Origin of the sequence: uncultured Ruegeria sp. (assembly GCF_947489545.1) — a bacterium.
Classification (GTDB): Bacteria; Pseudomonadota; Alphaproteobacteria; order Rhodobacterales; family Rhodobacteraceae; genus Ruegeria.
Genome location: NZ_CANLDZ010000018.1, coordinates 92,585 through 104,873, shown reverse-complemented (window position 1 = coordinate 104,873; position 12,289 = coordinate 92,585). Strand labels below are relative to the sequence as shown.

The 12,289-nt window shown below is 49.8% G+C and carries 10 protein-coding genes and 1 pseudogene; 9 read left to right on the top strand and 2 right to left on the bottom strand.

Features of this window, described 5'->3' with window-relative positions; genetic code table 11:
* Positions 1-5 precede the first annotated feature (5 nt).
* The 3 genes from Q1B13_RS27080 (at position 6) to Q1B13_RS20665 (ending at position 4,837) form a co-directional block, all read left to right on the top strand.
* Complete coding sequence (locus Q1B13_RS27080) at positions 6-809, top strand: DUF1365 domain-containing protein (RefSeq protein WP_366871145.1); 804 nt, start codon at positions 6-8, stop codon at positions 807-809.
* 1,193 nt (positions 810-2,002) lie between these two features.
* Positions 2,003-3,055, top strand: a complete 1,053-nt coding sequence (locus Q1B13_RS20670; RefSeq protein ID WP_299800370.1) for a helix-turn-helix domain-containing protein — start codon at positions 2,003-2,005, stop codon at positions 3,053-3,055.
* A 630-nt stretch (positions 3,056-3,685) separates the two neighbouring features.
* Positions 3,686-4,837: an AraC family transcriptional regulator gene (locus Q1B13_RS20665; protein WP_298937396.1), complete on the top strand. Its 1,152-nt coding sequence runs from the start codon at positions 3,686-3,688 to the stop codon at positions 4,835-4,837.
* A gap of 99 nt (positions 4,838-4,936) precedes the next feature.
* On the opposite strand, the pseudogene Q1B13_RS20660 reads toward Q1B13_RS20665, so the two are convergent.
* Positions 4,937-5,555 (bottom strand): annotated as a pseudogene (locus Q1B13_RS20660) (IS6 family transposase).
* A gap of 483 nt (positions 5,556-6,038) precedes the next feature.
* On the opposite strand from Q1B13_RS20660, the gene Q1B13_RS20655 reads away from it, so the two are divergent.
* The 5 genes from Q1B13_RS20655 (at position 6,039) to Q1B13_RS20635 (ending at position 9,853) form a co-directional block, all read left to right on the top strand.
* On the top strand, positions 6,039-6,596 hold the full coding sequence (locus tag Q1B13_RS20655) for an outer membrane beta-barrel protein (RefSeq protein ID WP_299084104.1): 558 nt from the start codon (positions 6,039-6,041) through the stop codon (positions 6,594-6,596).
* Positions 6,597-7,024: 428 nt separating this feature from the next.
* Positions 7,025-7,153 (top strand): hypothetical protein, encoded by a 129-nt coding sequence (locus tag Q1B13_RS20650; RefSeq protein ID WP_299800367.1) that lies wholly within the window; start codon positions 7,025-7,027, stop codon positions 7,151-7,153.
* 733 nt (positions 7,154-7,886) lie between these two features.
* The gene (locus Q1B13_RS20645; RefSeq protein WP_299084101.1) at positions 7,887-8,981 is read left to right on the top strand and encodes a hypothetical protein; all 1,095 of its coding nucleotides are present in this window, start codon (positions 7,887-7,889) and stop codon (positions 8,979-8,981) included.
* A complete protein-coding gene (locus Q1B13_RS20640) occupies positions 8,978-9,556 on the top strand; it encodes a toxin-activating lysine-acyltransferase (protein ID WP_299084098.1) in 579 nt (192 codons plus the stop codon). Before Q1B13_RS20645 ends, Q1B13_RS20640 begins: the two co-directional genes overlap by 4 nt.
* A gap of 108 nt (positions 9,557-9,664) precedes the next feature.
* A complete protein-coding gene (locus Q1B13_RS20635; RefSeq protein WP_298937400.1) occupies positions 9,665-9,853 on the top strand; it encodes a hypothetical protein in 189 nt (62 codons plus the stop codon).
* A gap of 388 nt (positions 9,854-10,241) precedes the next feature.
* On the opposite strand, the gene Q1B13_RS20630 is transcribed toward Q1B13_RS20635, so the two are convergent.
* Positions 10,242-11,147, bottom strand: a complete 906-nt coding sequence (locus Q1B13_RS20630) for a LysR family transcriptional regulator (protein ID WP_299084096.1) — start codon at positions 11,145-11,147, stop codon at positions 10,242-10,244.
* Between the two features lie 89 nt (positions 11,148-11,236).
* Between Q1B13_RS20630 and Q1B13_RS20625 the strand changes: the two genes are divergently transcribed.
* Positions 11,237-12,250 carry a TAXI family TRAP transporter solute-binding subunit gene (locus Q1B13_RS20625; protein WP_299084093.1) on the top strand — a complete coding sequence of 338 codons (1,014 nt, stop codon included), beginning with the start codon at positions 11,237-11,239 and terminating at the stop codon, positions 12,248-12,250.
* The last annotated feature ends 39 nt before the right edge of the window (positions 12,251-12,289 follow it).

Here is a 12,289-nt window from a genome sequence, read left to right as displayed (position 1 = left end):
TGGATATGATAAACACTGCTATGCCCCCTGCGGGTTTCTATCGTGGTGAAGTCATCCACGCTCGTACCCGGCCTACGCGCCACGAATTCCGTTACAACGTCGACTTTATCGTACTTGACCTGCCGGATCTGTCTGCGTTTGCAGCCGCAAAACCAGTGTTTGGACGCAATCGTTTTGCACCAATCTCTTTCCATGATAGGGACCAATTGGTGCCGTCACCCGACAGCGTTACGGCACTAGACAGACTCAACCATGTTCTTGTTCAGGCAGGCAGACCAACGGTCACATCCGCTCGCCTAGTGACATTTCCACGTTTCTTCGGTTTTGGCTTCAGCCCCGTGAGTTTCTGGTTCGATGCCAGCTCACAGAGCTGTGCACCCTTACTGCTAGAAGTCAACAACACATTCGGAGAGCGCCATATCTACCACCTTAGCGCTGAAGTATCACGATGCCATGTTATAGATAAAACCTTTTTTGTTTCCCCTTTTAACGCCACGCGAGGTAGTTATCACGTTCGTTTTGCTCCTTTTGACGGCAGATTTTCCGCACGAGTCGATCTAGAGGTAGAAGATCGTCCACTCCTATTCACAACTCTAAGGGGGCAATTTAGCCACGCGTCACGTTGGTCTGCTACTACTGCCGCGGCGCGCTGTCTTGCTTCTGGAACAACCGCATTGCCTTTCATCTGGCTTCAAGGACTAAAGCTTCGGAAAAAGGGCTTAAAGCCCCTTATGCGCCCGAACTCCGTGTCGACAGACACCCTCGTTAGTGAACCGCCACGCACGTATAAACGGCATCAAGACCATTGACGGCAATGCTCTGCCATCTTTGAGTGTCAAACTCTGGGCCAGTGGCAGGCATCCAAACTCAACGTAGTGTATCAGTATTTGGATGCTAAATTGCATATCAACAGGCCTGTCGCAAAACTTGTCAATTGAGTGTCATTTGATGTTTGGTTGCTGAAAAATACGCTCCATTCAGCTGTGTCGCAAAAACTGGGCTTCGATTGACGAAAGCGCGTGTCATGGTGCTGTTGCTTTCAATTCATTCACTTTTGCCGCTTGGACACAAGACAGTGTGGACAGAAGAAAGACGCAGGCAGCGCTGGAAGCTGGTGCCACTGTGCTGACCTCGCTACAAGTGATCGATAGCACCGTGATCCACGCTCATCTTCAAACAGCAGGTTCAAAAGGGAATACCGAGACAGGTTTTCGAGCACTCTCGCGTTGGCTTATCGACCAATATCCACTTCCTCGTCAATTCGTACGGTCTGTCCATAAGAAAGGAAACAACGTTCGACCAGACTTCAGATTATTTGGGCTTTGATCTGGTCATGGCCGACATTCTGTCCGTCCCAATGTGTTGCTGGTGGATCATGGCTATGATGACGGCAGAAACAGAGCAGATCTGAATACGCGTCACGTCTCGCCCGTTATCTCAATGCGAAAACCTCGCAAAAAGCATTTCGGCGGCGACCGCTCAGTTTATCGCCTGCATAATCGGGTTAAGAGCTGCTTGAAGATGTTATGAAACGCAGGCCGCGTGGCCACTCGCTGCTATAAGGCCTCGAAGGCGTCCGGAGCTTCATCGACATCACATCCGGCCAGCTTTGGCTCCGACGTGTTGTCAACATGACCTGGATTTCATTTGAGACCCCACGCGACGCCGTTGAGACTGTGCGCTCCACAATCCGACTTCATTGTCAAAAGCTGTTGTGGCTAACTAATCCTCCCAGAACAGTCCACTTCCTGTTTTGGGCGAACATGACACTTGGGAGTTTAGCTAATGATTCGCTCGAACCAACTACTTCGGCTGGATGGCTCAATACATCCCGGAAGAAGAACACTCGATGCGTTCGCTGGCGTGGACTTGCCCTTTTCGAGTGAAGCTAAACTCCAAAGTGTTTGCGGCTGTGCTCAGATCCAAAATCCCGAAGAGCCAGCAAGAAACTTCGAAATGCTGAAACCCTCAAATACATGGTTGTAAATCTCTCTTGGCTCCAATGGAAAACAAACCCAACTCAATAAAGCAAATCAAATATTCAACCCTTGATTTTGAGCCAAGGCATCAGTTTGACGCAATTTCACAAGCAGTCGCCCCTATTTGTGACCTTAAGAAACCCCACTCAGTCGATAACGGGTTTCGCGTCAAATATTCAGCTTTCGATCTCTGTGGCATAGATATTATTGATTGGGAATCTGATGCAAGTAGTAGCGAAAGATCAAGTGACCTGGCCAGAAAGTCCGATCTCGACAATTGGGCAATCTGGTTCGTTCGGAGTGGGTGCTTTTACAATGAGTACAATGATCGTTCGGTAAAAGCAAAAACAGGGGAATTAATGCTCGTGTCGTATGCACAACCATGGAAATCACGTTGGGAAGGACAGAGCTATGTATCTGTAGGACTTGATCGTGATAAGTTTTCCTGGATGGCGCCATCTCTTGATGAAGCCAATCGTTCGGTGCTCAATGGCTCCCTGACGGGGTTGCTTAGAACGTTTATCTCGACACTCGTCGATGAAGCACACAAAATATCCGAAGATCAAAAACAAATTCTCTCAAGGTCTTTTTCTAATCTACTCGCGGCGTCGCTCGAACCAACAGCGGATAATCTTCATAACGCGACACCGGCCTTGAATGCGAGCAGGCTCACGATCGCCCGGGAGTTTATCCGCAAGAACCTAGCTCGACCGGAACTCAACGTAGATTTTATTTGCAAGTCACTGGGTATGTCCCGCCGCACACTCTACAATGTCTTTGAGGAGCACGGCGGTGTTGCCAAATACATCAAAACTGTCCGGCTTCAAGCCTGTTACAAGGCTCTGTCAGACGAGACAGATCATAGATTTGTAAGCACAATTGCATATCAACACGGTTTCACAAACATGTCGCTCTTCAGTCGGCAGTTCAAAGAACAATATAGTTTCAGTCCCACAGAAGCGCATGAATGCAGTACGGCTGATCATGTCGGGCAAAACACCAGCTCCCCGACGCTGCTTGACCATTTGTGCAGGTCTACAAGTCGTATGGTCCCCGCATCTGATGACGCGGCTTGAACCGCACCGGGTTTACCGGAGGCTCCAACTCGAGAATATGATGAAGCCACAATGAGCAAGGCAACAGCTTGTCATACACAAAATCGACACGCCAAACGTGGTTGGGGTGGGATGGCCGAAGCCAAATGATTTTGCGGTAGTGGTGGTATAGCCGTTTGCGTTTCTTGTGACGCTGCGGTTGCTGCAGCCCCTGCCTTGCCCAGAGGCATTCCAGCTTCGTGTGATTCACAATCCTGCCTATGATCCGCAACAGTTCAAAAACCATGTAGTAACCGTAACGGTCACAGCTCTTGGCAAGGCGAATCATCGCAAAGCACAAATCATGATCATTCCTTGCACAGGCCAATACTGCATCTAGTTGAGGGCTTTGCGTTTTATCACGCCGCGCCGGCGACTATGAAAAGCATGGATCCGCCGACATCCATCCTTTACAGCACCATGTCCCACACCGCTTAAGCGCCGGGGTAGGGCTACCTACGTTTCACATCGGCAGGTTTTTGCTCTGTTCCCCATTCCAGTACAAAACGTCGCTCACTTCTATGATAGTCTACGGGAAATCCCGAATACCTTGCGCAACACTAGGTCGATAATCAGTCTCAAACGCTTGAAGCTGCGGAAAGACAATCGATAATGGCACGCCGAGGAGTAGTTAACTCGTTCAATCTGGATTCGATCGCTTGGCGGTCTTCAGACCAGTTTGAGTTTTTGCGCGAAGAATTCGCACCTATGTCCGGAATGCTGGTGGAACGACGAGAACCCACAAGATCACCGTTCGAGTTTAGAGTTCAGCGCTATAGTGTTCCGAGTATTGCCTTGGAGAGCGCAACTTTCGGGAATCCACTGCAAGTTCGCGTAACAAAAAAATCTATGGCGACTGCGATGTCGGATCGATTGTCTTTACACTACCGCACGGCTGGAACGGATAGTGCAGCCATTTTCGGAAACAACACAAGCGTTGCTGGACCTCAAGATCTGAGAATTATCGATTTTCAGCGACCCTTTTATTCAGACTTGTCCAGATTTCAAAGCTTGAATCTGGTGTTGAACCGCAACGACGTACTGAGTGAACTTCCCTTAATACGCGACCAAGGCGGCGAGTTTATTCACAATAGCTCACTATCCAATACGCTGCGTCAGTTGATAATATGCATTTTCCAAGAACTTAAATCTGCCCCCGATGCAGAAGCTGCTCAGATGCTCAGTCATCTTCGCCAGCTTACCATCGACACACTCCGTTTTCACATGATTCGAGATTTGAACAGCACAGAAATACCAAGTCAGTCCAGGCTGAACGTAGTGCTTAGCTACATTGAAAAGCACTACAATGAACAAAACCTGACACCTGAAAACCTCGCCGCAGCGACTGGCATGTCTCGAGCAACACTTTATCGACTTTGTCGTACAATAGGTTCACCTCGGTATTTAGTCCAAAAAACAAGACTCAGGAAGGCGGCTGAACTTATTAGATCAGGTGAAGGTACAAACATTGAGGCTCTTTCGCATAGAGTTGGTTTCTCAGGAAGGCAGTCTTTCACCCGCGCCTTCCAAAGGGAATTTGAATTGTCACCCAAGGAATACAGACAGGAATATTCATCCTGCGCCAAGAGTACTCCAGATCAAAAAAAAACGCCTTGCCGATGGAGCAAAATACGAAGAACTTCGCTTGAGCGTGTCGACAATAGGGGTTCATGCTGCTGGTTAGGTGTTAATCAAGCTGGCGTCTGCAACGGAGAGAAATTTGGCACAACACCCGGTGTAGCAGGAGGAATAGGCATTCTTTGAGCGCCTCATTCTTTCAATCCTCATCCCTCGAACGGGCACAAACTTAGGTTGTGTCGCAAACTCTTAGCAAGGCTATAGTCCACCTCCCGCTGGTCACATTTATCCTTCCAGTTTAGACAATTGCTGAAAGCCAGAAATCCTAGCGCGGGGGAATTGACGTTTTCCGATCATGTTCGCTACCTCGATGCCGTCCAACGTAGCGGAGGCAGATCCTAAAGACTTGAAACCGCACATGTGGCGAACACGCCGCTTTAAGAACCGATGATCCTGCTCGATCATGTTATTCAAAAACTTCGATATGACTGTGTGTACGTTGACCGGGCAACCAAATCGCTTCAGAGTTTGGTTCACCCCTCGAATGCCTGCCCCATTGACGCCACTCTTGTCGATCACGATTTTGTCCCGGATGCCGTTTGAAGCCAAAGCCTTTGCAAAGAACATAGTCGCGGCCGCACCATTCCTCCGCCCAGGCAGCATGAGATCAAGCATGTCTCCTGCCCAATAGAAATACATGCACTTGTCACGAGCTCGCACGAAGGTTTCGTCCATACGCCAGGATTTCTGTGTTGAGCGCTTCTTCGATTGCGCTCTTGCAGCGACCAACTGCAAATACTTTACAACCCACCTGTTGGAGACGCGCGGTCAACCCGCACACCGCGTTCGGCCTGATCTTTTCTAAGTCACGATAGGATACTGTGTACCGCAGATAGAAGTACACAACTTACAATACTGCTGCTCTGGGGAACTGGCAGCCCTTCAATGAAATCACACTAAAACATGTTTGAAAACTGCTCGGCGGGAACAAACTTCAAATTTCACACGCCAGTCCACCGGGCAACAGAGTTTGCAACACATCCCACTAGGCCGTGTTGACAGAATGAAAGTCTGACATGTGCGCGCCTCACGATAGCTGGTGCCTATCTAAATATAGGATTCCGGTATTTTCCAATACAGCTATCTGGTTCTAATGCTGGATCGGGGTGATTGGACGCACTTACGGGCAATCAAACAGCAATACTTCGCAACGCTGGCTGGGAGTACAACTTCAAATATCCGCTCATCGCTATCGCGTTCAGGATGCGAGCCAGATCAACATCGATAGCCTTCCAATTTAAATTGGATGTGGCAGCGCCACAGAATTCATCTTGGTGAAGAGATACTTCAACATTACCTAGCCGATCTCACTTCTGGAGGTTTATCAATGACTTATTATGTAAAATCCGCTCTGTTGGCGCTTGCTTCCGCCTTGCCAACGCATGCGCTTGCAGATTGGGGCGGCGCATATGGTGGCCTTTCACTTGGCTCAAATATTACAAATGAGCTGGCCGCCCAAGCGGGTGACATTTCCGTGAATTCTGAGGCTGACTCGAGCATTACTCTTGGCGTGTTCGGCGGTTACCATGTGCAAAATGGCGATTTCGTTTTTGGCGGCGAAGTAGCTGTCCTACGAGCCCCCGATCTTGAATTCGAGTTTAATGGACGAGAGTTCAATACAGACTTTGATCTCTTGGATCTGAAAGGTCGTGCTGGTTACGCGGTCAACAATACCTTGATTTATGGTGTAGCAGGCTTCTCGCGCGTCTCAGAAAATGACGACGATGCCACCGGGTTTAACTTTGGCGTTGGTGCTGATTTCGACTTCGGTAACAACTTCGTAGTCGGGGCAGAGTACCTCGCGCGGCGTGCAACGTTTGACAATGATATAGATATTGACGTCGATCTTGATACACTTACTCTCAAAGCGGCATTCAAATTCTGATCTAGAATTGGTACCATCTCAAAGCAAGCCGCGCCAAGGATCGTGGCTTTTCAGACTAGCTTTTGGGCTTTGGTAAGGCCATTTTGATCGAGTGGTTTCCGGTCGAAAACCTCGTGCCATTGGTCAAGGTCATGCTGCGCTATTTGGTGTTGATCAGCCACTTTCTACCCCTTCTCTCTTCGCGTTAGCCTTTAGAGAATTCTGGATGATCGGCTGATCATTCGTACTAGTTGGCCGTCGTCTGTTTTGCTGAAACATAATAATGGGTTTGGGCATTCACTCTAAACGTTGTGACGCTTGCCTAGAGTACTCAACATGCGGAAAAGGCCCACAAAGGGCAAATTGTTTTGCCTTGCCTTTCATCGCTGAGCCAAGCGAAGACGTCAAAGAACGCTTGCAAACTGCTTTGGTCCGATCTGCCAAAACCGATGACCGATAAACCAACTTGGAGCTATATGACAAGCGGATTGACCAGCGTGATCTTTGAACACATGACTTCAGGAAACTTCGAAGCTGTAGGAGTTCAGCTAAAAAATGCCTTGGAATCGATAACGTGACGAGCGAAACCATGGTGACGGCGCAAGTGCCCGAGGAGGGAAGATCAAGACGACCAGTGGCTATGGGCTTTACGCGCTCAGCAAGGGCGATGGCAAGGCGGTCGCCACTGCGGTGCAGCAAACTCGCCGTGGAAGGGTTATATTATAGAAATGGTCGGCGATACCTTGAATGAATGTGCTTGCCCGTTAAACTTAACCTGTTTGGCCAGGGCATGACCTGTTACGCTGTTTGAGCAGCGCAACGCCAGTGTGTCAGCTCGTCGAGACGCGTGATCTTGTGGTCAACGATTTGACAAGCACCCACGTGAGCCATACGTGGTAATCGACGCCCTTAAGCTTGGCGGTTTCGATCAAAGTGAAGGCGTAGCCATGGTTTTCCCATCGGCTTCGGAGCCTGCGAACATCCAGTTTTACGGCCTTGAGTAACCTCATCTGACTGATCCAATCAACCAGATCTCGAATTCCTCTTCTATTGATTATTCATAGAGCTCAACTGAATACTACCAACTGGGTTCTGCATCTCCGCACCGATCCATAGCTCAAACCTATCGTAAAATAGAAACTAGGAATTGGCGCTTCGGCGCGATGTCGTGGGATGTGTTTAATAGCAAATACCACGCGAGGCGGTCGGAGTTATGAAAAAAGGTTTCACTACAGGTGGTGCGATTGCGTGCTGAACTCCTGAATATATTCGTCAAAATCTTGTCAAATTTGTTGGTTTGAAGGTTCTAACGTGTTCACGATTTCCGACTGGTTGGCATTACATGACCTGCAAGCATCCGCGCTGCGCAATGTGCTCACGGCCCACTACATGGGTGAATTGAAAGACCATTTGTTGGAAGCTGAAGAATTGCCCGCTACGAAAACTGCTGCAGCACGTCTCAGAAGCCAAGAAGAGTGTTTCAAGACTTATGTAGTCCCTGCTTTGGCTGCGGGCTTCCCAGAGAATTCAGGTGTTGCGAAGATACTTCAATGCAGCGAATTCAAATCACTGACAGAAGGGCAAGTCTATCGACCGCAGACTGTAGATCGGGGCTCGGTATTACCGCCCGTCATTGTGATGGACTGGCGGACGCGACCGGAAGACCTGATGTGTTTGGCCCACGAGGCCGCGCATACTCTTCAGATCATACTCTCTGGCCATGACACAATGCCTCCCATTGCACGCGAAACCTGCGCATTCATTGCAGAACTACTTCTTTTGCGTTTTGTGCAAAAGAATGATCCCGCCCTTCACCTGGCATTGGAACAAGTCTGGGCGGAAGAGAACGCAGCCTACCTGCTAGGTAATCTGGATAGTTTGGCTGACGGATTGCTAAATTTGAATACGCCATATCACTATTACATGAATTACCCTCTTGCGCGGCTATCGGCGGTGCGTCTCTTCGCCAGCGACAGCATCTCTCTGATAGATTTGTTTTCGAGCGGAGTATCGGCAATGAAGCATCTGCCGATAGAGGAGATGGCAGCACAAGCCGCTAAGCTCAACTATTACTTCCCCAAGCTTCCTGAACCAAACAAAAACACATCGAAACTGGATTTCTACCGAGATATTGAGGCAAACAACAATCAGGAGAGATCGAAGCTTCAAGGCTACTACACTACGCTTCAGGCTCACCTGTTCGCGGAAACCGTTCTTATCTGGCTATCAGAAAATCAGCGGCCAATGGGATGCGCGACTTGGGCTAGGCGGTACATCGACAACACATCTGAAGTTACACAGCTAACCACACCGTTCGGTGGGCATGTTCGATTACAGCGATTACTGGACAAAAAACGCAAACCTGCAAACTCGAATGACCTTCACGGACGGGGTGAGCCAGCATGATTGCCGATTACTATTACGGTGTTGGCGCTGCCAACGAGCTTCTGGCTCATTCTGAATATCATCAGAATATCGAGATGGGCGAGTATCTCGAGATAGAAGTTGTACCTCCGCTCTGGTGTAACCAAGCGCGCTTTTACCTGAATGACGACATACCCACAGCGACAATCACATGGGCTTGGCTGTCTGAAAACGCCCAGACGGACATTCATGCGGCAAGCCGCGCTTTTGCGGAAAGCGAGTGGAACTGCGAAGTTAGGTTCTTCTTCAACGATTGGATTTCGCCCTATGACGACATCCGTGTTGTTCTAATAGATATTCCGCACAACGACGTTCCAAATGAAATCGCCACAAGCCTATGCCGCATTCCCGACGGTACTGTTCGGCCGATCAATCGCTGGACCGGGATCAATCTAAGAAAGTCCCAAAACAAGAATACGGCCTCTGAGTTGATTGAGGACGTACAGAGTGGGAAGAAAGTTTGTTCTCTTCCCAAACCCAAGAGACAGGCGCATCAGCTTGATCTCGAAAATCCGGCTGATGTCAATACAGCCACAACAAGAGGGATTCTCCAATGAACCATGATCTAGAAACCGCCAGGGCCGGCAGTAGTGGAAGAGGCCGTATCCAGGCGCCGGTTTCGAATTCTTTCGTAATATCAGAAGCTTAATAGAGGATTGACGGACATGGGACTCAAATTTTCTGCCGTTTGCGCAATTGCCCTTCTTCTTGCTGCATGCTCGCAGCCAGAAGAACCTACGCCGGTTTACACTGCACCCGAATATGACAAGTTCGGCACACCAAGCTGCCCGGCAGGCACAGAACTGGCCAAAACCGAGGCGGGTGAAACTGTCTGTAACCAGGCCGCATCGTAAACAGCTCGCGGTCGGTTTATACCCAGAACTGCCCTTACGTATCGCCTAGGAAAACCGCCCACGTGGCGGTTTTCTTCTTGTCTGCGAGTCGCCATTCGGTTGTATTACTCAGCGACCAGACCGCAGAGTATTAATTCGAAATTTCTTGACCCACCTTATCGATAGCACCCTTTAGAGCTGGCCGTGACCTAGCCCGAAGAGTATTCCTTCCGCGTTTGGGTTTGTTCAAACCTCGTTTCGGCAGCCTTTTCCTTTTCGCTGTCACCAAGCCAACATTGACAGTCAAATTTTACAGTTCCCGATGCATTGGTAGCGGGTATCGTGCCCAAGTCAGCATCGGGTGGGTTGAGTTTAGAGATCACTCCCTAATTCTAAACAGAGATCATGTTTAACCTGTCGTATGAAATCTCTGCCTCAATAGTTGGAGGAAACGGGTCTCTAAACGACTTAACGAAGAGTTCGTCCTTCGGATCGCTCCAAGGGGTCTATAGAACTGGGGGTGATCAAAGGGCAAAAAAACCAGACGGTCTTCCAGATAAGGTGTCGTTGTCGCCATTGGCATCGTGGTGATCAAATCAGTCTCGGCAACGATCTCTAGCACCGAGCGAATTGAATCGGTTTCACAGCCAATCTGCATTGACCGAACACCAGAGGCGATCATGGCTGCTTCAGTCTGTTGCCTCAGTAGGCTACCTCGTGAATGCGCAAGCCAGATCTGGGCTTCGAGATCAGATGACATGATTTGTTTGCGATACGTTAGCGGGTGGCCTACTCGGCACATTACTCTGACGCCGTCATCGATGAGGTTTTCGAATTCCAACCCATCAACTTGCTCCGCCAGGTTCTCTGGCCCGAAGACGAGATCAACTTGGCCGCGCTTCAACATTGTCCGAAGTTCATGGACCAATCCAGTACGTATCTCGACACTACAATTAGGGTTGGCCCGAATGAATTCAGTTAAAACGCTGCTGAGAAACCTTCCCGACACAATCGGCGGTGCGCCGATACGCAATTCGCCCACGGAGCCTTTTGCTGCTTGATCCGCGACGATACCTGCTTGCTCTTCGGCCAAACGGATCGCCAGCCCGTTTCGAGCCAGCCGCAGAGCTAAGTTGTTAGGAATAGATCGGCGACCCTCCCTTTGAAACAGGGATGTACCCAGGCGGGCTTCCAGGGTCTTCATATTCCGGCTGAGCGCCGGTTGGGTTGTGCCAAGCCGATTGGCAGCGGACTGGAAAGAGCCAGCCTCGACAATAACGGACAACTGAGCCAGGTGCTTGGGATCTATTTTCATATCTGATTGTTATGTATAGAGCCGAATGTTTGATTATTCCATATAGTTTAAAACAGATAGTCTCGAGGCAACGTCTATGGGAGGACACAATGCTTTATTTCAAATTACCAAGCCGGATCATTCTGGCTGCCACACTTGCAATGGCGCTGCCTGGAGTTGTCTCGGCAGAGATTTTCAAAGGTGAGACTGCCGGGGTTGGTGACCCGGTGCACACCATGTTTGTCGCCTTTTCGAACCAGGCCGGAAAGGTAGGTGTCGAGATTCAGGTGAATGCGGGGCAAACACTTACAAAGTCGATGCTCAAAGGGGGCAAGGGTGATATCGATTTTTTCTCGACCGTACCGTCTCTTGTCAATCTCATGGCTGGGCAAAAGAGGATGTACGAAAAGGTTGAGGGTGCGCCAGAATTCGCAAGTAACATCCGCGCTATTCTTGGCTTCAAGGCCGGGGCGTACCATCCTGTCACACTTTCCGGCTCGGGCATCGAAACATGGGACGACATCAAGGGTAAGACGGTCTTTACTGGGCCGCCTGCTGGTTCGGCTTCGGCTACGTCGGAAGCGTTGATCAAGATCATCACGGGATATGTGCCGGGCGAAGACTATACTGCGGTGCGCCTGAACTGGGGTGAAGGGTACGCAGCACTTGCAGATGGCAAGATCGACATGATGGTGCGACCGGCGGAAATCGGCTCCGCGAACATCGAACGGTTTGGCCTGTCAGGTGAGTTCCGCATTCTTTCCATCCCCGAAGACAAGATTGACAGTGAAGAGATGATGGCGCTGTTTGGTCGGCCCGGGCGTGGCATGATGCGGTTTGATGGTGACGTCTACAAAGGCCAGCTGACTGATGGAGAGATCACCGCACTTGGCTTCACACAATTTGTTGGCACCCATGCCGGTGTATCTGATGACGTCGTATACGATGCGACTAAAGCGTTCTGGGAGAACCTTGATGAGGTTCATGCGACGGCGTTCTTCCTGAAGGACGTGACAAAAGAGAGCGCCTTTACTTCGGTCAATGTTCCGCTGCACCCAGGCGCCTTGCGCTATTACCAGGAAGCTGGGTTCTCAGTCCCCGACGAACTTCACCCCGATTCTTGATGCGCCGACAAGCCGGATTTTCAGCTCGGCCGACAAACG

Coding starts and splice junctions, on each gene's coding strand:
- Q1B13_RS20665 (WP_298937396.1), top strand. CDS start 3,686: ATGGCACGCCGAGGAGTAGTTAACTCGTTCAATCTGGATTCGATCGCT.
- Q1B13_RS20630 (WP_299084096.1), bottom strand. CDS start 11,147: ATGAAAATAGATCCCAAGCACCTGGCTCAGTTGTCCGTTATTGTCGAG.
- Q1B13_RS20655 (WP_299084104.1), top strand. CDS start 6,039: ATGACTTATTATGTAAAATCCGCTCTGTTGGCGCTTGCTTCCGCCTTG.
- Q1B13_RS20650 (WP_299800367.1), top strand. CDS start 7,025: ATGACCGATAAACCAACTTGGAGCTATATGACAAGCGGATTGACCAGC.
- Q1B13_RS27080 (WP_366871145.1), top strand. CDS start 6: ATGATAAACACTGCTATGCCCCCTGCGGGTTTCTATCGTGGTGAAGTC.
- Q1B13_RS20670 (WP_299800370.1), top strand. CDS start 2,003: ATGGAAAACAAACCCAACTCAATAAAGCAAATCAAATATTCAACCCTT.
- Q1B13_RS20640 (WP_299084098.1), top strand. CDS start 8,978: ATGATTGCCGATTACTATTACGGTGTTGGCGCTGCCAACGAGCTTCTG.
- Q1B13_RS20625 (WP_299084093.1), top strand. CDS start 11,237: ATGCTTTATTTCAAATTACCAAGCCGGATCATTCTGGCTGCCACACTT.
- Q1B13_RS20635 (WP_298937400.1), top strand. CDS start 9,665: ATGGGACTCAAATTTTCTGCCGTTTGCGCAATTGCCCTTCTTCTTGCT.